This is a genomic window from Serratia sp. D1N4 (assembly GCF_054552755.1).
In genome coordinates this window covers 1,799,576-1,820,628 of the sequence record NZ_CM137274.1, presented here as the reverse complement: position 1 = coordinate 1,820,628, position 21,053 = coordinate 1,799,576, and the positions used below count along the sequence as shown (strand labels likewise).

The 21,053-nt window shown below is 49.5% G+C and carries 21 protein-coding genes; 3 read left to right on the top strand and 18 right to left on the bottom strand.

Going from position 1 to position 21,053, the window contains the following annotated elements:
- Positions 1-10: 10 nt before the first annotated feature.
- The gene (locus tag ACX1CU_RS07805; RefSeq protein WP_024911412.1) at positions 11-505 is read right to left on the bottom strand and encodes a YfbU family protein; all 495 of its coding nucleotides are present in this window, start codon (positions 503-505) and stop codon (positions 11-13) included.
- 160 nt (positions 506-665) lie between these two features.
- Positions 666-1,121: a terminus macrodomain insulation protein YfbV gene (yfbV, locus tag ACX1CU_RS07800; protein ID WP_459402014.1), complete on the bottom strand. Its 456-nt coding sequence runs from the start codon at positions 1,119-1,121 to the stop codon at positions 666-668.
- A gap of 353 nt (positions 1,122-1,474) precedes the next feature.
- On the opposite strand from yfbV, the gene ackA reads away from it, so the two are divergent.
- Both ackA and pta read left to right on the top strand, forming a co-directional pair.
- Positions 1,475-2,677 carry an acetate kinase gene (gene ackA, locus ACX1CU_RS07795; protein WP_459402013.1) on the top strand — a complete coding sequence of 401 codons (1,203 nt, stop codon included), beginning with the start codon at positions 1,475-1,477 and terminating at the stop codon, positions 2,675-2,677.
- A 101-nt stretch (positions 2,678-2,778) separates the two neighbouring features.
- Positions 2,779-4,938 (top strand): phosphate acetyltransferase, encoded by a 2,160-nt coding sequence (pta, locus tag ACX1CU_RS07790; protein WP_459402012.1) that lies wholly within the window; start codon positions 2,779-2,781, stop codon positions 4,936-4,938.
- A gap of 111 nt (positions 4,939-5,049) precedes the next feature.
- Here the strand turns inward: pta and ACX1CU_RS07785 are convergent, their stop codons facing one another.
- From ACX1CU_RS07785 to ACX1CU_RS07760, 6 genes are all read right to left on the bottom strand, one after another.
- Positions 5,050-5,589: a fimbrial protein gene (locus ACX1CU_RS07785; protein ID WP_459402011.1), complete on the bottom strand. Its 540-nt coding sequence runs from the start codon at positions 5,587-5,589 to the stop codon at positions 5,050-5,052.
- Positions 5,590-6,377: 788 nt separating this feature from the next.
- Complete coding sequence (locus ACX1CU_RS07780; protein WP_459402010.1) at positions 6,378-7,343, bottom strand: transketolase family protein; 966 nt, start codon at positions 7,341-7,343, stop codon at positions 6,378-6,380.
- Positions 7,336-8,181, bottom strand: a complete 846-nt coding sequence (locus ACX1CU_RS07775) for a transketolase (protein ID WP_459402009.1) — start codon at positions 8,179-8,181, stop codon at positions 7,336-7,338. Before ACX1CU_RS07775 ends, ACX1CU_RS07780 begins: the two co-directional genes overlap by 8 nt.
- Before the next feature lie 14 nt (positions 8,182-8,195).
- Positions 8,196-9,575, bottom strand: coding sequence for a PTS ascorbate transporter subunit IIC (locus ACX1CU_RS07770; RefSeq protein ID WP_459402008.1), 1,380 nt, complete (start codon positions 9,573-9,575; stop codon positions 8,196-8,198).
- A gap of 23 nt (positions 9,576-9,598) precedes the next feature.
- A complete protein-coding gene (locus tag ACX1CU_RS07765) occupies positions 9,599-9,880 on the bottom strand; it encodes a PTS sugar transporter subunit IIB (protein ID WP_076941594.1) in 282 nt (93 codons plus the stop codon).
- Positions 9,881-9,966: 86 nt separating this feature from the next.
- Positions 9,967-10,410 carry a PTS sugar transporter subunit IIA gene (locus tag ACX1CU_RS07760; RefSeq protein ID WP_459402007.1) on the bottom strand — a complete coding sequence of 148 codons (444 nt, stop codon included), beginning with the start codon at positions 10,408-10,410 and terminating at the stop codon, positions 9,967-9,969.
- Between the two features lie 301 nt (positions 10,411-10,711).
- Here ACX1CU_RS07760 and ACX1CU_RS07755 point away from each other — a divergent pair, with 301 nt between their 5' ends.
- The gene (locus tag ACX1CU_RS07755; RefSeq protein WP_459402006.1) at positions 10,712-11,731 is read left to right on the top strand and encodes a LacI family DNA-binding transcriptional regulator; all 1,020 of its coding nucleotides are present in this window, start codon (positions 10,712-10,714) and stop codon (positions 11,729-11,731) included.
- A gap of 136 nt (positions 11,732-11,867) precedes the next feature.
- On the opposite strand, the gene ACX1CU_RS07750 is transcribed toward ACX1CU_RS07755, so the two are convergent.
- From ACX1CU_RS07750 to kduD, 10 genes are all read right to left on the bottom strand, one after another.
- A complete protein-coding gene (locus tag ACX1CU_RS07750) occupies positions 11,868-12,563 on the bottom strand; it encodes an oligogalacturonate-specific porin KdgM family protein (RefSeq protein WP_459402005.1) in 696 nt (231 codons plus the stop codon).
- 373 nt (positions 12,564-12,936) lie between these two features.
- A complete protein-coding gene (locus ACX1CU_RS07745) occupies positions 12,937-14,226 on the bottom strand; it encodes an ABC transporter substrate-binding protein (protein ID WP_459402004.1) in 1,290 nt (429 codons plus the stop codon).
- 15 nt (positions 14,227-14,241) lie between these two features.
- Positions 14,242-15,369, bottom strand: a complete 1,128-nt coding sequence (locus ACX1CU_RS07740) for an ABC transporter ATP-binding protein (RefSeq protein ID WP_459402003.1) — start codon at positions 15,367-15,369, stop codon at positions 14,242-14,244.
- 13 nt (positions 15,370-15,382) lie between these two features.
- Positions 15,383-16,297: a carbohydrate ABC transporter permease gene (locus tag ACX1CU_RS07735; protein ID WP_459402002.1), complete on the bottom strand. Its 915-nt coding sequence runs from the start codon at positions 16,295-16,297 to the stop codon at positions 15,383-15,385.
- Positions 16,290-17,180: a carbohydrate ABC transporter permease gene (locus tag ACX1CU_RS07730; protein WP_459402001.1), complete on the bottom strand. Its 891-nt coding sequence runs from the start codon at positions 17,178-17,180 to the stop codon at positions 16,290-16,292. Before ACX1CU_RS07730 ends, ACX1CU_RS07735 begins: the two co-directional genes overlap by 8 nt.
- 74 nt (positions 17,181-17,254) lie before the next feature.
- Positions 17,255-17,584: a hypothetical protein gene (locus tag ACX1CU_RS07725; protein ID WP_459402000.1), complete on the bottom strand. Its 330-nt coding sequence runs from the start codon at positions 17,582-17,584 to the stop codon at positions 17,255-17,257.
- Between the two features lie 455 nt (positions 17,585-18,039).
- Entirely contained in the window at positions 18,040-18,615 is a 576-nt protein-coding gene (gene yfcD, locus ACX1CU_RS07720; protein ID WP_459401999.1) for an NUDIX hydrolase YfcD, read from the bottom strand.
- 163 nt (positions 18,616-18,778) lie between these two features.
- The gene (gene yfcE, locus ACX1CU_RS07715; protein ID WP_459401998.1) at positions 18,779-19,330 is read right to left on the bottom strand and encodes a phosphodiesterase; all 552 of its coding nucleotides are present in this window, start codon (positions 19,328-19,330) and stop codon (positions 18,779-18,781) included.
- 93 nt (positions 19,331-19,423) lie between these two features.
- Positions 19,424-20,068: an RpiB/LacA/LacB family sugar-phosphate isomerase gene (locus tag ACX1CU_RS07710; protein WP_459401997.1), complete on the bottom strand. Its 645-nt coding sequence runs from the start codon at positions 20,066-20,068 to the stop codon at positions 19,424-19,426.
- A gap of 43 nt (positions 20,069-20,111) precedes the next feature.
- Complete coding sequence (kduD, locus tag ACX1CU_RS07705; RefSeq protein ID WP_459401996.1) at positions 20,112-20,873, bottom strand: 2-dehydro-3-deoxy-D-gluconate 5-dehydrogenase KduD; 762 nt, start codon at positions 20,871-20,873, stop codon at positions 20,112-20,114.
- Positions 20,874-21,053: the final 180 nt, after the last annotated feature.

The window sequence follows — 21,053 nt, the reverse complement described above, 5'->3', positions numbered from 1 at the left end:
CTGCAAATCATCAGGCATTAATGATTTGCGCAATCTCAACGGCGCTCAAATGGTATTGACGTGGGCATGACAGCCAGATTGCCAACATACGCTGATACTTTTCCCACATTTTAGTTTGGGCATTAAAGCCGTGGCTGCCGGAGTCGAAATGAGTATACCGCCCTTCCGTGCTGACCAGGAAACGCACATAGCTCAGGTAACGCGCTTCAGTTGCCGCATCAAAGCCGAGGAAGGCCAAGCGACGAGCGTCAAGCCCTTGCCGATCCTTGAGATTTTCCCAGGACACCTGCAGCGCATGGTGCATTTCCATAATGTTGATGATGGTGCGGCACACTTCCTCGCTCATCTCACCAAAGTCACGATCAAGCTCACGCATCTGCAAGCCAAAACCACGTTCGATAATGGTCTGCAACCGGCGATAGCGCTCAGCATTGTCTGGATCGAGCATGGTCATCATCTTGTACTGATTCGACAGGATCAAACGTTGAGCATTAGTCATTTCCATTTCATGTTCCTCAGTTCTGCAAATTGGCGAGAGCATCGCATGACTTCGTTATGGCGTGGAACCACAACTCGCACCTTCTTTGATTTGAACCGGGGTTATCGCGGAGATGGACTTTATCCCTACCGGGCTTCAAAAGCCCGGTAGCATGAAAACAGAGGGATCAGAGATCGTCGAGGAAGGTTTTATCCAGTTGCTTGAATGCACGTTTCAGCACATCCGCCAACGCTTGATAGGTCGGCTCTCCTTCAACCGGGGCCAACGTCTGCCCGGCTTCTGCCAGTTTATTGCGCACCTCATGGAACCACTGTAACAAGGTGGGTGGCAACGGCGTGATCGAACGGCGCCCCAGCCACCACAGGCCCTGCATCGGCATACTGCAGGCAAACAGCGCCGTTGCAATGGCCGGGCCGAGTTGACCGCCAAGGGCAATTTGCCAGGTCAGGGTAAAGATCGCCAGCGGCGGCATAAAGCGAATCGCAAAGCGGGTGGCACGCGCAATGCGATGTTCTGGGAACACCGGTGCCAGCCGTTTTTCTGCAGGCCAGGTTTTCATGTAATGCTGCCCACGCTGGAATATCTGGAACCAACTCACGGAACCGGATGGCTTGCTCGTCATTGCTTACCTCAACTTCACGTATAAAAAATGAAATATTTTCACAAACACACCAACAAAAAAGTTGAAGCTTTAAATTTATTTTGTGTTTGCGACGGGCTATCGGTATCCTAAGCCGGCCTTTTGGCCGGTAGAAGATGACACCAAGTCTGTCAACTTTTCGCCCATTTAAAAGCAAGATTACTTAAACCGCGGAGAAATCATCGGTTTTTTTATCATCATGTGTTTTTTGTAACTGACATGATGCTAATCATAAATGTCAACGTCATTATGCGCTACGCTTGAGGTCTGTTTGACAATTTATTCACCACGTGTTCTGGGTTCACTAACAACACGAACTATAAGTAGGTACTTCCATGTCGAGTAAGCTAGTACTGGTTCTTAACTGCGGCAGTTCTTCCCTGAAATTCGCTATCATTGATGCAGCCAACGGTGAAGAATATCTTTCTGGTCTTGCCGAATGTTTCCACCTTCCAGAAGCCCGCATCAAATGGAAAATGGACGGCGGTAAACAAGAAGCAGCACTGGGTGCTGGTGCAGCACACAGCGAAGCGCTGAACTTCATTGTTAATACTATTCTGGCACAAAAACCAGAGCTTTCTGCACAGTTGACCGCTATCGGCCACCGTATCGTGCACGGCGGCGAGAAGTTCACTGCTTCTGCCGTGATCAACGACGAAGTCCTGCAGGGTATCAAAGATTCCGTACCCTTTGCACCACTGCATAACCCAGCTCACCTGATCGGTATCGCTGAAGCATTGAAATCCTTCCCGAATCTGGCTGATAAAAACGTGGCAGTGTTCGACACGGCGTTCCACCAGACCATGCCGGAAGAGTCTTACCTGTACGCCCTGCCGTACAGCCTGTACCGTGACCACGGCGTTCGCCGCTATGGCGCACACGGCACCAGCCACTTCTATGTAACGCAAGAAGCCGCGAAGATGCTGAACAAGCCGGTTGATGAAGTGAACGTTATTACCTGCCACCTGGGCAACGGCGGTTCCGTCAGCGCAGTACGCAACGGTAAATGTGTTGATACGTCTATGGGCCTGACCCCGCTGGAAGGTCTGGTGATGGGCACCCGCAGCGGTGACATCGATCCAGCGATCATTTTCCATCTGCATGACTCTCTGGGCATGAGCGTTGACCAGATCAACAAGATGCTGACCAAAGAATCCGGCCTGCTGGGCCTGACAGAAGTCACCAGCGACTGTCGCTACGTTGAAGACAACTACGCCACCAAAGCCGACGCCAAACGTGCCATGGACGTGTTCTGCCATCGTCTAGCCAAATACATCGGTGCCTACAGCGCGCTGATGGATGGCCGCCTGGATGCGGTGATCTTCACCGGTGGCATCGGCGAAAACGCCGCATTGGTACGTGAGCTGACCCTGGATAAACTGGGCCTGCTGGGCTTTGAGCTCGACCACGAACGTAACCTGGCCGCCCGCTTCGGCAAATCCGGCAACATCACCAAAGATGGCAGCCGCCTGGCGCTGGTGATCCCAACCAACGAAGAGTTGGTTATCGCGCAGGACGCTGCCCGTCTGACCGCTTAATGCTCCCAACACCGTCAGCCTAGGCTGACGGTGTTGTTTCAGAGCCAAGATGTGCCTGCGCGTTTACCGCAGACTGAAAAAACCGTGAAGAGGACTATTCTGTGTCACGTACAATTATGTTGATCCCCACCGGCACCAGCGTTGGTTTGACCAGCGTCAGCTTGGGTGTCATTCGCTCCATGGAGCAAAAAGGCGTTCGTTTGAGCGTGTTCAAACCTATCGCCCAGCCGCGTACCGGCGGTGATACCCTCGACCAGACCACCACCATCATTCGCAGCAACTCCACCATCCCGACCGCCGAACCGCTGCGCATGAGCTACGTTGAGGGCCTGCTGAGCTCCAACCAGCAAGACGTGCTGATGGAAGAGATCGTGGCGCGTTACCACGAAAACACCAAAGACGCGGAAGTGGTGCTGATCGAAGGTTTGGTGCCCACCCGCAAGCACCAGTTTGCCAGCGCGCTGAACTTTGAAATCGCCAAAACCCTGAACGCAGAAATCGTCTTCGTTCTGGCGCTGGGCAACGATTCCCCGGCACAGCTGAAAGAGCGTATCGAACTGGCTCGCAGCAGCTTCGGCGGCAGCAAAAACAAGAACATTACCGGTGTGATCATCAATAAACTGAATGCTCCGGTTGACGATCAGGGCCGCACCCGCCCGGATCTGTCGGAAATCTTTGATGACTCCACCAAGGCCAGCGTTGCCAACGTCGATCCTGCACATCTGTTTGCCAACAGCCCGCTGCCGGTTCTGGGTTGTATCCCGTGGAGCTTCGATCTGATCGCGACCCGAGCCATTGACATGGCCCGCCACCTGAAAGCGCGCGTGATCAACGAAGGCGATATCATGACCCGCCGGGTGAAGTCCGTGACCTTCTGCGCGCGCAGTATTCCGCATATGCTGGAACACTTCCGCCCAGGTTCGCTGCTGGTGACCTCCGCCGATCGTCCTGATGTGCTGGTCTCTGCCTGCCTGGCAGCGATGAACGGTGTAGAAATTGGTGCCCTGCTGCTGACCGGCGGCTACGAAATTGATGGTTCTATCAAAAAACTCTGCGAACGTGCCTTCCAAACCGGCCTGCCAGTATTTATGGTCGACACTAACACCTGGCAGACCTCGCTGAGCCTACAGAGCTTCAACCTTGAAGTACCTTCAGATGACCACCAGCGTATCGAACAAGTACAGAACTACGTGGCAAGCCACATCAACGCCGAGTGGATCGAGTCACTGACGGCCACGTCTGAGCGTTCACGTCGTCTGTCGCCACCGGCATTCCGCTACGAGTTGACCGAACTGGCACGTAAAGCGGGCAAACGCATTGTGCTGCCGGAAGGTGATGAGCCACGCACCGTGAAAGCGGCTGCGATCTGTGCTGAACGCGGCATTGCTGAATGCGTATTGCTGGGTAACCCGGATGAGATCAAGCGCGTAGCGGCTGCGCAAGGCGTTGAACTGGGCAAAGGCATTGAGATCGTCGATCCGGTTGCCGTACGTGAAAAATACGTGCCGCGCCTGGTTGAATTGCGTAAGAGCAAGGGTATGACCGAAGTGGTTGCCCGTGAACAGTTGGAAGACAACGTGGTTCTCGGCACCCTGATGCTGGAAAAAGGCGAAGTTGACGGCCTGGTCTCCGGTGCGGTTCACACGACTGCCAATACCATCCGCCCACCGTTGCAGTTGATCAAAACTGCACCGGGCAGTTCGCTGGTCTCTTCCGTGTTCTTCATGCTGTTGCCGGATCAGGTTCTGGTCTACGGTGACTGTGCGATCAACCCAGATCCCACCGCTGAACAACTTGCTGAAATTGCTATCCAGTCTGCCGACTCCGCAGCCGCATTTGGTATTGAACCGCGAGTGGCGATGATCTCTTACTCCACCGGTAATTCCGGTGCAGGTAGCGACGTGGAGAAAGTGCGTGAAGCGACTCGCCTGGCACAGGAAAAACGCCCAGACCTGATCATCGACGGCCCATTACAATACGATGCGGCAATTATGGCTGACGTTGCCAAGTCCAAAGCGCCTAACTCGCCAGTGGCGGGTAAAGCCACCGTGTTTATCTTCCCGGATCTGAACACCGGTAACACCACCTATAAAGCAGTACAGCGTTCTGCCGATCTGGTGTCTATCGGGCCAATGCTGCAAGGTATGCGCAAGCCGGTAAACGACCTGTCGCGTGGCGCACTGGTAGACGATATCGTCTATACCGTGGCGCTGACGGCGATTCAGTCTGCTCAGGCCGATGCTCTGGCTGAGCAAGCCTGACAGCTGTTACTGCACGCTGAAGCCTATCATCCCGATAGGCTTCCCATCTTCAGAGTAAAAAAACGGCCCGTTAATAAACGGGCCGTTTGATTTTAAAACACCATAACGCAATTAGTTATAGGTAATGTCGAAGGTCGTTACCGCATTCGCTGAGCCCGGTAACACAGTGTCCGAGATCGCCACATAGCGTGCAACAAACTTCAGGTCATTATCACCCGCGGTTAATGGGTAAGCCAGCGAGGCTGCTCGCAAAGGCAACACATTGTTTGACGCATCGGAAATTTGAACGCCAACCCCGCTCGCAACATTGGTACCTGCAGTAAGGGCTAACGAACGGTTATCGCTGGTTGCTGAAGCACCATCAAATGTTATAAAAGCATTATTGACGGTGGGTGGACAATTCTTCAGAGCCAGAACGAAGCTGGTAGCACTCGCCGTTGAGCCAACGCCATTGAACGCGGTGTATCCCACTTTACCAAGCACCACTTCAGCTGGATTACTCGTGTTGTTCACAACCTGGCAAGCCTCGGTTGTGATATTCCCTTCAAACTTTACCTGACCATTATCAGCCGATGCCCCAGTAGACAGGCCTAAACTTGCTGCAACCAAGGTAGTAACACAAAAAATCTTTTTCACTATTAGAAACTCCATATCCTATGGGTATAAATTGCCCTATATAAAATTAATGCTATTTTACTTGCAGCATCAGACAAGTTGACGAGACATCTCATTTAAGCGTTAGCTTAAAACTCGCAAGGTCCATAGATGACTATTAAGGGGGAAAGTAGGCTTTAAGATGAGCAAATAGAACAAGCTATGCATAGAAACACCAAAACGAATTACTTAACCGATAATAGCTTAACCTGATGCGGCCCATTTTAGTTAAATGCGCTTTAATGTAAAGAGTAAGAATATTTAAAAAACTTATAGCCCTACTGTTTTTTTGATTTTTTTATTTATTAAATCAAAACAAGGCACTGGTATAACAAATTGAATTTAAAGAAATTTATTTTAACGACCAGGTATTTAACAAGAAAAAAACAAGAAATAACTTAGCTACAAAATAAGAAATTATTATGTTACACCTGATTTTTAGCATTAAAAAAAACCACTTTCATACCTAAACGGCATACGCTTTAAGGCATTTTAAGATTATATCTCACCATTTTTTCCATTAATAAATACAGCGCCATTTATCAACTAATACAGGATAATTCAAATTTTCTGCTCAAGTTATACGCTAACTATCATGCTTTATTCAAATCACTGATCACTTATAGGCGTAAATGCAGGATTGCTTCACGCTCAGTAATTCTCGGTATTTTCTCGTATCATTTCGATCACCAACCCTTTCTTTCGCGATACGCTAGCAGAGGCTCCCTTCGATGAAGGCTCACAGCACAAATGGTGCGGTGAGCCCGTTAAGCGCTAGCAGTCAATTACGGCACATAACCCAACAACTGATGTGCCGCCTGCAGAATATGTTCTGCCGTCAGGCCGTATTCCTGTTGTAAAAACTCCTGAGTCCCTACTTGCCCATAACGCTCTTTCACCCCAACCCGTCGCATCGGCACCGGACACTCTTCGACCAGCACCTCCGCCACAGCTGAGCCTAACCCGTTATGAATGCTGTGGTTTTCGCAGGTTACAATTTTGCCGGTTTTTGCTGCATAGGTTTTAATGATGTCACGATCGATGGGCTTGAGCGTGAACATATCGATAACCGCTGCGCTGATCTCTTGCTGCTCCAAAACCTGTGCCGCCTTCAACGCTTCGGCCACCATAATGCCGTTGGCAATCAGCGTGATGTCACTCCCATCACGCAACAGATTGGCTTTACCGATGGTAAAGCGCGAACCGTCCTGATAAATCCGCGTTGCCTGCTTGCGGATGGTGCGTACCCAATAGAAACCTTTCAGATCCACCAACTGCTGCAAAATATTCTGGAACATCGTGGCATCGGTCACTTCCAGCACCACCGAATGCGCCAGCCCGCGCACGATGCCCATATCTTCAAATGACATATGAGTACCGCCGTTATGACAGGCGCTCACTCCCGCATCCGAAGCGATCACCTTGACGTTATTGCGCTGATAATCCAGTGACATAAACAGCTGATCGAAACAGCGGCGGCTGGCAAATGCGCTAAACGTATGCACAAAGGGTATACGCCCAGTCAGCGACAATCCGGCGGAAACGCCGATTACATTGGCCTCCATGATGCCGCAGTTGATCACCTGCTGCGGGTGATCCTTATGCACGCCATCCATCGCCATCGAACTCATCAGATCGGCTTCCACCGCAATAACCGGTTTGCCCGCCTCGATTTGCTGACGCATCATGCCAGCATACACTTTGCGCATCTCTATACCGTCTTTTTCCAGCTGTGTTACCACGTTAAACATGAGCAACCTCCAGATCGGCAATGGCTTTTTCGATTGCCTGCTGTACGTCCGGCGTCAAACGCAGGTGATGAGAGTTGTGTAAATTCTCCAGATAGGCCACGCCCTGCCCCTTAACGCTGTCCAAAATCACCACCAGCGGGCGTTGTTCACCGCTGCGCACCGGCAGCACCGCATCACGAATAGCAGCAATGTCATCCCCCAAAACGGTTTGCACGTCAAAACCAAAGGCGGTGAATTTACCCGCCAGATCGAAGGGTTTGATCACTTCATCCAACGCGCCATCCAACTGCTGCTTGTTGTAATCGATAAACAGCGTCAGGTTATGCAGATTGTGGTGAGCAATAAACTGGAAAGCCTCCCAACACTGCCCTTCGTTGAGTTCACCATCGCCCAGAATGCTGAATACCCGATTGCGCCTGCCGGCCAACCGGTGTGAAAGCGCTATCCCGGCAGCAATGGAAACCCCCTGCCCGAGCGAACCCGTGGTGGCATCGACACCACGGGTCAGCAGACGATCCGGGTGGCTTGGCAAACGGGTGCTATTCTGGTTCAGCGTTTTCAGTTCTTCTTGTGGGAAATAGCCTTTGATCGCCAGCGTGCTGTAAAGTGCCGGGCCAGCGTGGCCTTTTGACAGCACAAAGTAGTCACGTTCAGGCCAGTCGGGATCCGCCGGATCGATATGCATCACTTCGCCATACAACACCGCCAGCGTTTCCACCACCGACATGCAGCCCCCATAGTGGCCAAAGCCCAGCCCAGTGAGGGCTTTCAACGTCTCCAGGCGGATCGCCCGCGCCAGCGCGCGCAGTTCGCCAATATCAGTCACTGTATTGTTCATTAAACTGCCCTCACTTATTTCTCAACGCGATCCGCCGCCGGAGCGCCCTTGCGTTTACCCAAAAAGTTATGTGCAACCAGCAGCGCAAAGATGGCGACGATCGCGACCATAATCATTTCTTTGGTCAGGAAACGCGCCATGTTGCCGAGTACGATCCCTATTACGCCGAAATCGGCATCAGAGAAGGTAGTATTGGCAAAGCCCAGCGCCCCCAGGACCGGCAACAGCAACACAGGCAAGAAGGTAATCAGCAGGCCATTGGCAAATGCCCCCAACATCGCACCACGGCGCCCACCGGTGGCGTTACCAAACACCCCAGCGGTCGCACCGGTAAAGAAATGAGGGACTACGCCTGGCAGGATCAGCACCATTTTCATTTGCCCGAGCAGGAACAGGCCAACCAGCCCACCGAGGAAGCTGAATAGGAAACCGATGAGCACCGCATTAGGCGCATAGGGATAAACCACCGGGCAATCCAACGCTGGGCGCGCGTTGGGCACCAGTTTTTCTGAAAAGCCGGTAAAAGCCGGAACGATTTCCGCCAGGATCAGCCGCACCCCTTGCAGGATGATGAACACCCCGGCGGCAAAGGTAATCGCCTGAATAATCGAATACACCAGATAGTTCTGCCCACCGCTGAGCTGGCTTTCGACGTAGGTCTGCCCAGCACAAATCGCCAGGATCAGATAGATAATGATCATGGTCATCGAGATGGAAATGGAACTGTCGCGCAAGAAGCTGAGGTTCTTTGGCAGGTTCATCTCTTCGGTGGAACGTGAACCTTTGCCAACGCGCTCACCGATCCAACCAGCCAGTACGTAGCCCAGCGTACCGAAATGGCCGAAAGCAATATCATCATTGCCGGTGATGCGGCGCATATAGCGCTGAGCAATGGCCGGGAAGAACGCCATCACCAAGCCCAACGTCAGCGCACCGGTAAACACCAGTTGTACCCCTTCAAAACCGGCCACCGTCAGAATAATGCCGATCATACAGGCCATATAGAAGGTGTGGTGACCGGTCAAAAAGATATATTTCAGCCGGGTAAAGCGGGCGACGATAATATTAGCCACCATACCGAACGCCATAATCATCGCGGTGGCGGCACCGTATTTCTCCAAGGCGATAGATACGATGGCTTCATTATTGGGGATGATGCCCTGAATATTAAAGGCGTGTTCAAACATGCCACCCAGCGGGTTAAGTGACCCGACCAATACCGTGGCACCACCGCCAAGCACAATGAAACCGAGAATGGTTTTCACCGTGCCTTTTACCACATCAGAAAATGATTTCTTTTGCGCCAACAAACCGATTAATGCAATCACCCCTACCAATACGGCAGGCACTTTTAATATATCAACCACAAATTTAAGCGCTTCCTGGATAAACATATCCACCTCGCCGACTGGTTTGATTAAATGATGGAGTGAGCTTCGAAGTAAGCACGCAACTTGGCTTCGAGTTCATTAATATCGATGATGTTACTGATCACCACCAGTTGACTGGCCGGGACACTGGCGCTGTCGGCGATGTCTTTTGCCATCACGAAAATGTCCGCAGCGCCCGGCGTGGCGGAAGAGAGATCGGAGTGTTCAACCTCTGCTTCAATCGCCATTTTCTTCAGCACTTTCTTGATATTCATTTCCACCATAAAGCTGCTGCCCAATCCTGAACCACAAATAGCCATGATTTTCATTATGTTCACCCGCTGAATTTCGAATAAGAGATAGCATCACCAGAGAGTTATCTGATGTTACTTGCTGTAGTTAATTGGCCTAACAGTTAATAGTTGGCAATAATATCCTCGATCTGCTGTCGGTTCTCAGCGCGGAATAACCTCTCCATCGCTTCGTTGTCTGAAAATAATTCGGCCAAATGCGAGATTAATTCGATATGGCTGGTGCTATCTGGAGCAGAAAGCATCACCACCACGAACACCGGATCATTATCTTCAGAATGAAAACGCACTCCCTGGTTAATTTTTAATAGCGAAAGGCCTAACGCTTTCGCCCCCTCTTCCGGTCTGGCATGTGGCATGGCAATACCGGGAGCCAAAACAAAATACGGTCCCAACGCCTGATATTGGCGGAATATTGCCGCCAAATAGTCGTTAGTAATGATGCCGCGTTGCAACAGCGGTTGGGCACTCAGCGCTACCGCTTCCTGCCAGTCCGCGACGTGATCGCACAGTTGAATATGGTCGGCATTCAGCCAGTCGTTGAGCACGTTTCCCCCTCAGATAGCCTGGTTACGATTAGGTATTACCGGTGTATCATTCTTCGGCGACGATAAAACTTTAATCAACGACCAGGGTATCAACCGTGATCAAAGCCACAAAGATAGCGCTACCAAAAATCTATCATGCAGATCTGTGATAGCGCTATCAAATAGTCGGACGCGATAATCGCCTAGCGCAGTTTTTTTATCCCTCGCCCAGAGAACGGGTTAGAATGTCAGCCAAAGCAGGATTGCCGAACCACCGATAATCGGGTTTCGGACCATTAGCGCATTTCAGTCAGGATTACGAATGTCGATCGGTAAAAAACGACGCAGCACTGGCCGGGTTACGCTGGCCGACGTTGCCCAATTGGCGGGCGTGGGTAGCATGACCGTATCGCGAGCATTACGCACGCCAGAGCAGGTTTCAGACAAGCTGAGAGAAAAAATTGAGGCCGCAGTCAGTGAGTTGGGTTACTTACCCAACCTGGCCGCCAGTTCGTTGGCTTCGGCATCTTCTTATACCATCGCCATGGTGGTGCCAAGCTTCTCCGAGTCAGGTTGTGCAGACATGTTTGCCGGATTACAGCGCGTGCTGCAACCGGCGGGTTACCAGATCATGTTGGCCGAATCACAACACCATCTGGAGCGTGAAGAAAAGCTGCTGGAGACGCTGCTTTCCTACAACCTGGCCGCCGCCGTGTTGCTCAGCGTTGAGCATTCACCCAATACGCGTCAGGCGCTGATGGCTGCCCATATTCCCGTGGTAGAGATTGGTGCCATACGTACCGATCCGATCGATATGAATATTGGTATTGATTATGTCGCGGCAATGTATCAATTGACCCAAACGGTCATCGCCAGTGGTTACCAAAACGTGGGTTTGTTATGTGCCAATCAGGAACAGTGGATTTTTCAACAACATTTGCAGGGTTGGCACAAAGCATTATTACGCAATCACATGTCACCGCACCGGGTCATCAACGCTGCACAACCGGCCAGTTTTAGCACCGGCGCACAGCAGCTGCCAGAATTCCTGCTGGCCTGGCCTGAACTGGATGCCTTGGTGTGTGCGTCTGATGAGCTGGCCTGCGGTGCACTGTATGAATGCCAGCGGCGCAGAATCAAAGTGCCGGATCAGTTGGCGGTAGTGGGCTTTGGTAATAGCGACGTCAGCCAAGTATGCCAACCGCCGCTGACGACCATGACGGTGCCACACAAAGAGATTGGTATTCAGGCCGGTAAAGCGCTGTTGGCACGCCTGAATGATGAGGAATGGCAGCCTGAAGGTACGATCCCTTCAGCACTGTGTCGCCGCGATAGTTGCTGAGCATTAGCTCCGCAGTGCGGCAGGCAATATGAGGCAGTTGAAGCGTTTTATCCCGATGCTGCCTTAACACAACAGCATCGGGGAACCGCCTGATGTATCTCAACATCAGGCGGTAATAACGGCCCTGCGTGTATAATTAGAAGCTGTAAGAGACACCAACGCGGTAACGAGTCTGGCGGTTATCGTTCTTGCTGTCTTGTTTTACGTTGCCAACTTCAATATAAGGCTTCCAGTTTTTATCCCACTTATAAGCCAGTTTTACGTTATGCTCGTAATCTGTTTTACCATCATCAAAAATAACTTTGTTGCTACTCTTATAGACGTAGTTATATTCTGCCTGCCAATCCTTGAGGAAGGTATAGCCTAACCAGAAGTCGCCACGGTTGGTTTTTTCATCTGCATCAGAACCTTTTGAGGTGGTACGCTTGTACTCATAACGGTATCTGGTCGCAACATACAGTTCTTTGGTCAGATTATACTGCGCACGCAGGAAAGGCCGGTAACCGTTATTATTACTGTTGGACTCCAGAGAGAAACCTGGCTGTAAAGAAAACTCATCCGTCAGGCTTTGCTGATAGCTGGCGACGACTTCAGTGCCGTTACTCACCTGTTCATGGTAAAGTTTATTTGGCGTAGTATCTGAAGGATCCTGGCGCCATTTGGCTTCTAAAGATAAACCAAAACCATTGGCAAAGCGGTGTGACATCAACAAACGATCTTTATGATCACCTTTGCCGGTGTCCATAAGCTCATGTCGATAATCAATTGTTACCGCCGCGGCACTGAGACTTATTACTGATGTCATCGCCAGAGTTAATAATTTTAATTTCATTATTTCCATCCCTTATAATTTAATTATACAAGAAACTATGCCCTAGAATAAAAAGGTCCCAGAGGTATTGAAAACCACAGTGAGTAAATTATATAGATATTTAGTTTAATCTCGCCTTGAATAAAACACATCTAGCCCTTCTGATTACCAGCAAGGTAAAGCATTATGTATTTTCGCCCTTCAAAGTAGACGAAGCAATACTTCCCCCTATTAAAGACGCGTTAATTTACACAGCAAAGTATTTAAATCTCTATTGCATTACATGCATCGTCATTTGAAACAGAGAATCAATAAATAATTTCACAACCAGTTAAAATTATTTATTTTATAATAACTCCACCACGTATCATGGTGGAGTTATTATCAGCAATTTTTATCTCATTGCTCGTTTCAGGATACGGTCACCCTGTGATTGGAAATCAGCCGCCGTTTCTTTAACCGTCTTCTTACCGTAGTCGATTGATTGAATGGCATCCTGGAACAACACCACAATCTGCGGATCATCGAAGTAAGGTGAAGCATTGATTGCATGTGGTAAAGACAGAGCCAGATTCAACCCAGAAACGGCCGGATCGGTATCTTTAATCACACCGCTTTCACGTAATTGGGTAACCGCCGTTTTACTCAGTGGCACACCACGTTCCAGCCCCAGTGCTTCAACGCCCTCTTTGCTGTTTAACAAGAAGTTAATCAGCATGGCAGCCTCACGCGGATGCTTACTGCTTTTACCAATCGAGAACATTTGAGCTGGTTTAAAGAACAGACCGGCATCCGTGGCGCCTTCCAGCATCGGGTAATTACCCAATTCCAGTTTTGCTGGCGGCTTCAGGTTATCGGAATATTTTTTAATGGTGGAGTTCCACATATAGGTGCCTGCAAACTCACCCGCAATCCAAGGCTTCATTTCATACATATTGCTCTTGCCGAAAGAGGCAAAGTATTTGGATGAAGGCATCACATGGTTATCGACCATATCTTTATACATCTGGAAGAATTCGACCCACTGATCCTCGGTGTAGTTAAATTTCTTCTTACTTTCATTTACGATATCGATATTATGCTTCTGTATCATATATGAACGTAACAGGGCGAAAGAGTCCTGGTGCTCAAGCACCACCGGATAATATTTATCACCCAATACTTCTTGGAATTTCTTACCCGCAGCCAGTAATTCATCCCAGGTCTTAGGATAGGCTACCCCGGCATTTTTCCAGGTAACATCATTAAGGTAGAAAACACGCGCGGTCACTGAAATCGGGATCCCGTTCAGCTTGCCATTAACCGTGGTGGTCTTCAGTTCCTTTGGATCAAACTGGGTCAGATCCAGAGACTCACTCACTTTATTCAAATCATGGAAGCCACCGCCATCTTTTGAAAAGATCGGCAACCAGTTCCAGTTGGTCTGCATAACATCCGGCTCGGTCCCACCCGCAATCTGCGTGGTCAAGCGAGAAAGGTGGCCATCCCAACCGGTATATTCTGATTTAACTTTAATATCCGGGTTTTGTTTCTGAAACTCTTCAATCGCTTTCAGCGTCATCTGATGGCGGCTATTCCCGCCCCACCAAGACATACGCAAATCAACTTGTTCAGCAGCAAATGACTGGTGCGCAAACATAGCAATAGATGAAGCAATCAAAACTTGTAATAATCTTTTTTTCATTATCTGCAACTCCTGTTAAAGAGAGATATTCTTTTCTGTTTTCGCATCAAATATATGGCATTTATTCATGTCAAATTTAAAGTAAACAGGACGATGCAGCCCATTTTTGAGGATAGGTTTAACATCATCAGATGGGATACGACAGGTCAATTCAAAATCATTAACCTTGAGGTAAACAAAGAACTCGTGCCCCATGTTTTCAACACGAACTAACTCACCCTGAGAGTGATTCCCCTCGAATGGTGATTCTGAAATAGTAATAAATTCAGGACGAACACCGAAGAACACGTCTTCGCCCACATGGCCAGCCACTTTCTCCTGCTGATGCGGATTCAGCGTCAGCGTGTAACTCCCCACGGTCAAACCGATTTTGCCGTCTTGCTCTACCAGCTTGCTAGGCTTGATATTCATTTCTGGCGCACCGATAAAGCCAGCGACGAACATATTTTTCGGGAAGTGATAAAGGTTATCCGGTGTATCAACCTGCATGATATGACCAAGCTTCATGACACAGATACGGTCACCCATGGTCATCGCCTCTGTTTGGTCATGGGTAACATAAACAGTGGTCGCCGGTTTGCCGCTCTTTTTCAATTGCTTGTGCAGATCGGAAATACGGATACGCATCGATGCACGTAATTTGGCATCCAGGTTGGACAGTGGCTCATCGAACAAGAAAACATCGGGTTTCTTGACGATAGCGCGGCCAACGGCCACGCGCTGTGCCTGCCCGCCTGACAGCTGGCGCGGTAAACGATCCAGTAATTCTCCCAGTTCCAGAATTTTTGCCGCTTCGGTTACCTGCTCTTCGATCTGCTCTTTAGGAAGTTTGCTCAGCTTCAAGCCAAACGCCAGGTTCTCTTTCACCGTCATATGCGGATAAAGCGCATAGTTCTGGAACACCATGGCAATACCACGGGATTTAGGTGCCAGGTTGTTAACCACGCGATCGCCGATGCGAACCTCACCACCGCTGATAGTTTCCAGCCCCGCCAGCATACGCAGAGTGGTTGACTTGGCGCAGCCGGATGGCCCGACAATGACCATGAATTCACCGTCGGCAATGGTTAAATTGATACCATGAACGGCTTTATAACCGTTGGTGTACACTTTCTCTAAATTATTGAATACGACTTCAGCCATGATAAATCCTCAATTAACCTTTAATACCGCTGCTGGTAACACCCTGCACGAAATAGCGTTGGGCCAGGAAGAACACGATGATAGACGGCAGAATAGAGATACTCGCCATTGCCAGAATTTCGTTCCACGGCGCACCTTCGGTGACGTCAATGGACATTTTCAGCGCCAGGGCAATAGGGTATTTATCTACGCTGTACACGTAAATCAGTGGTCCAATAAAGTCGTTCATCGACCACATAAACTGGAACAGGGCAACAGAAATAATCGCCGGTTTCAGAATCGGTACCACCACATACCACAGCACTTGGAAAGAGTTACAACCATCAATCTGGGCGGCTTCTTCCATATCACGTGGTACACCACGTAAAAACTGGATCAACATAAAGACGAAGAAACCCTGAGTGGCAAATGCCAACGGTAAATACAGCGGCAGATAGCTGTCCAGCATCCCCATTTCACGGAACATGATGTACTGAGGGATCAGTAATACCGTGCTCGGCAGCAACATGGTGGTGATCAGCGTTGCAAACCAGAATTTCTTCCATGGAATTTCAAAACGTGCAAATCCATAGGCCACAATCGTTGAAGAGATAATGGTCAATATGACTTTAGGAATAACAAACTTAAAGGTATTAAGCATGTAGTGACCAAAGTTATATTCCGTCCCGGTTTTCCAGCCATTAACAAAACCGTCAGAGGTTGGATTATCAGGCCACAATCCCAACGTCGTGAAGATCTCATGGTTAGGCTTGAACGATGCAGAGAACATCCACACCAGTGGATAAAGCATCAGCAAGCCCACAAACAGCAGGACGATATAACGGATAAACGCGCTGACTTTCTCTTTGCGTAACGTCCGCTGTACCTCTTGCTCAGCAACTTTCTGAGCATCGCTCATGATTACGTTGTCTTGGTGCATATCAGCCATTTTTGCCTCCCTTATCCGCTGAGTAGAAGACCCAATACTTCGATGATTTAAAGGCGATTGAGGCAAACAAGGCCACGACCAGGAACAGTATCCAAGCCAGCGCAGCGCCGTAACCCATATCAAAATATTTAAATGCGGTATCGTAAATATAAAGTGAGAACAGGTAGGTATAGTGAGTTGGGCCACCACCCGTTATGACATAAGGTGCGGTAAACTCTTGGAACGCCTGCGTCGTTTGCATAATGAAGTTAAAGAAAATAACCGGCGTAATCAGTGGCACGGTGACTTTCATAAACATCTGCCATTTCGAAGCGCCATCGATCATCGCGGCTTCATACTGTGACTGCGGAACGTTCTGCAATGCTGCCAGGAAAATAACCATGGCAGAACCAAATTGCCATACGCGCAGCAAAGTCACCGACATCAACGCCAGCGAAGGCTCACCCAGCCAGTTGATTGGGTCTGCGCCAAATACGCCGATAAAGCTGTTTAACAGGCCATCGATGGCAAATAGCGCACGCCACAACACGGCAATAGCAACGCTGCTGCCAAGAATCGAAGGAATGTAATACGCCGTACGGAAAAACCCAATGCCACGCAGCTTAAAATTAAGAACGAAAGCAATACCCAGCGCAAATGCCAATTTTAAAGGAATGGTCAGAAACACATAAGCAAAGGTTACGCCCATGGATTTCCAAAAGAGGTGATCTTCCGTAAGCATATAACGGTAGTTTTCGATCCCGTTAAACACCGGCGGATTCATCAGGTCATATTCTGTAAAACTTAACAAGAATGATGACACAAAAGGAAACGCCGTAAATATGATCAACCCTATAATGTAAGGTGATATATAGGCTAACCCCAGCATTCTGTTTTCATTCATGGTTATTACCCATAGAGATAGAAAAATTAAATAAAGAAAAATTTAATTAGCGTTATAAAAAGACTCGACAGCAATCAGATACAACCCAAGGTACTGTGTTTTAACCTCCGCTCTGATAACAACATGCCGCGCTGAAGCAGTGAATCACCCTGCTTTTGTAACTGCTCATCACCAACAAAAGTGATGTGCAGCCGCAATGCATACCCTAAACAAATGAATAATAATTTTCGTATATGAAATTCTAAGGCATTTGCACCATGTGCTCCCTGTGCATGGTGTTGATACTGGTCATAGATAAAATGGAAAGACAGAACAAATCCATTCCACAAAGGCGCAAGTTGAGTTTGCCGGCCCGCTTTGGCTTGGCTAAGCCGTCGGCAAAACGCTGATGGTTGATCCATCATGACTCTGTCGATCACTTGAGTGCAGCACGTTAAGTCCATTTTCGGTCTCCACACCTCAGTCAACAAACTGAAACACTATTTCAAATTATTATATCTAAATTTTTCTCAGCGTCATTGGGCGGATGGCAAAAGTGTGACCAAAGTAGGAACGTTGTTTTATTTTTTTTGATTAGCTCGCGTGCTAATTAAAAAAAACAGCGCATACATAGATTAACGGATTGAAAATCAACAATAAAATAATGAATACCGATTGTGGCATTAACGATCTTGATTTGTGGAAAATAGGTTAGCCAATTGTGTTATGGGTAAAATCAGCAGAACGCGGTCTGCCTGGAGGACATCAGGTAGGGTAACCCGCGGTTACATTTTTTGAGTGGGGGTTAAGAAAGGATCCCGATACGGGAAATCAGGCTGTGTTATTGCAAGACAACGCAAAAACACAGCCAGTGACGTGGTTAGAGGTTCTCTTCACCCGACTCTACTTTGCTTTCGCGCGGCAGGGGTTTACCGTAATCCTGATCGTTGTTACGCGTCAGCCACAGTGACAGCGCCTTCAGCGAGTCTGGAGTAAACTCGTCGCAGCGAGCGGTGATCTCCTCCGGCATCATCCAGCTTACTTCAGCAACTTCCTCTTCCTGCAGGGCAAAAGGACCGTGTGACACGCAGCTGAATAAAGCCCCCCAAATGCGGCACTGGTGTTCTTCAAAATAGAACATGCCATGCTCGGCAAAAGGCACACCGGCAATTCCCAGCTCCTCCTCCGCTTCGCGGCGGGCGGAATCAAGCACATTCTCACCGCTTTGCACCACTCCACCAGCACACGCATCCAGCGAGCCCGGATAGAAGTCTTTGTTTTCAGTACGACGCTGCACCAAAATTCGCCCCATTCCATCATGCACCACAATATAGGTAGCACGGTGACGCAGCCGTTGAGCACGCATCTGTTGACGACTGGATTGAGCAATCACTTCGTTTTGCTCGTTGACGATATCCACCCATTCGGTATCTGCAGCCTGACCCTGTTCCGCCATCCTCTAAGACCTTCTATTTTGGCGCGATGAATGCCGCGCATTGGTTAATTAATGAATGCACTTCTAATGATTTTTAATATGCGTACACTCTTCGCCTTTAAAGTTGCAGAAGCACCGATGCCCAATCCATAACTCTGCACTCTAAAGCCATTGGATATATAAACTAGTGCGTTAATGCCAGCTCTGCAACAGCCTTGCCACCGTGCAAATCGACCACGCGCAAAATATCATGCTCCAGTATGCCATAACTGGCAGGAAAGCCCCCTTTGGGGATACTGACCGAACCTGGATTAAAGCAATAAATATCTCCCTGCCGTTCTGCCTGTGGTAGGTGCGTATGACCATACACCAACACGTCACCCTGGGATAAAGGCGGTAATAGGCCGGGATGATAAAGGTGACCATGGGTTAAAAACAGCCGTCTGTTTGGCAGCAACACATGCTGAAACGGAGCGGTAATGGGGAATGAAAGCAGCATCTGATCGACTTCGCTGTCGCAATTGCCACGAACGGCAATGATCTTATGGCGATAGAGATTTAACTGTTCGGCAACCTGGGCAGGTTGATAGGCATCTGGCAGCGCATTACGCGGCCCGTGATTGAGTAAATCACCCAAAAGAATCAGCCAGTCGGCATGATTTTGCTCAAACAGCTCAAGAATTTTTTCAGTGGCGGAAAGTGAACCATGTAAGTCAGAGGCGAACATCAGCTTCATAAGCTTCCCTTGGTACGGAATATGAAACCCATTCTAACGCAGTAACGGTAACCGATGAAGCAGGTGGCCGACGAGCGACCACCTGAATGAAAATCAAGCGCGGTTAATAATATCTTTTACGAATGCCACGATTTCGGCTTTCTTGCCATGTGAGAACAGGCATTCCTGGAAACGTGCGCCGCTGACGGCGGTTTTCACCAATTCCGGGTCGATAGCACGCAGCGTATCAAGATAGTTATCTTTGCTCACTGCACGCTTAACCTGGTTCAGAATACCGGCGTTACGTACCTGAGGTTCCTTACGATCGACGGGGTAGCCTTCACCTCTACGGCCGGTAAATGCTTTCTCAAAGATGTAACGAATGTTCAGTTCTGCACCCCAGCCAAAACCTTTGGCGAATGGCAGAGCAAGCGCGTTACCGTTGTTGACTTGGGCGAACAGGAAGGCGTCCGCAGGCTCGATGCAGTAACCGCAAACCACACCTGGGTGGGCGTTCAGTGACATCATTGCGCCCTGGCCAGTGCCGCAACCGGTAACCACGAAGTCGACCGCTTCTGCGTTCAGCAGGATGCTGGCCATGATCCCTAGGTGGATATAGGTCAGATGGTGATCTTTCTCGTCACTCATGCCGACGTTGAACACCGCATCATGATTGTCAGCCGCTACGGCCTGCAGTTGTTCGAGAACCAGCGCATTTTTACCCGCCTGGCTGTTTTCCATCATCAGTGCAATATTCATCGTTTCCTCTCTGCAAATAAAATCAATGCGTTATCTTTCAGACTTAGCGCGCCAACCAGCCGCCGTCTACCGCCAGGGTAAAGCCGTTAATGTAATCTGAAGCTGGTGAAGCCAGGAATACCGCCGGCCCCATCAGATCTTCTGGCAGGCCCCAACGCCCGGCAGGAATACGCTCAAGGATCGCTTCGCTGCGAGCCTGATCGTCGCGCAGTTGGCGGGTGTTGTTAGTTGCCATATAACCCGGTGCCAGGGCGTTCACGTTGATGCCATGGCTGGCCCATTCGTTAGCCAACAGACGAGTCACACCCATTACCGCGCTCTTCGACGCCGTATAAGAAGGCACACGAATACCACCTTGGTAAGACAGCATGGAAGCGATATTGATGATCTTGCCGCCCTTACCCTGAGCAATGAATTGACGCGCTACGGCCTGAGACATAAAGAAGACCGTTTTAATGTTCAGGTTCATCACATCGTCCCAGTCTTTTTCGCTGAACTCCAGCGCGTCCTGACGGCGGATGATACCTGCGTTGTTCACCAGAATATCGATATGGCCAAATTCAGCCACGGCACGTTCAACCAGGGAAGGCAGCACGTCCAGGTTGCTCAGGTCAGCTTTCAGGCTCAGAAAACGACGCCCAAGTTCTGCAACTTTCGCGATGGTCTCCGTTGGCTCAACCACGTTGATGCCGACGATATCACAACCCGCCTGCGCCAGCCCAAGAGCCATGCCTTGACCCAGACCGGTATCACAACCGGTCACGACAGCCACTTTACCCTGCAACGAGAAATTATCGAGAATCATGCTCTTTTCCTTAGTACTCAGGGCATCATCGGCCCTTATCAAAAAGTGGGGATAACAGTGCAATCCCGCCAGTATTCGCAGCTTGCTGCCGCACAGAGCGGGCGCTATTGCCCGTCCCTGTCATCATGATGCGGCAAGTCTAGCGCTTATCCCTATGGCAATCAATTAAATTGAAACGAT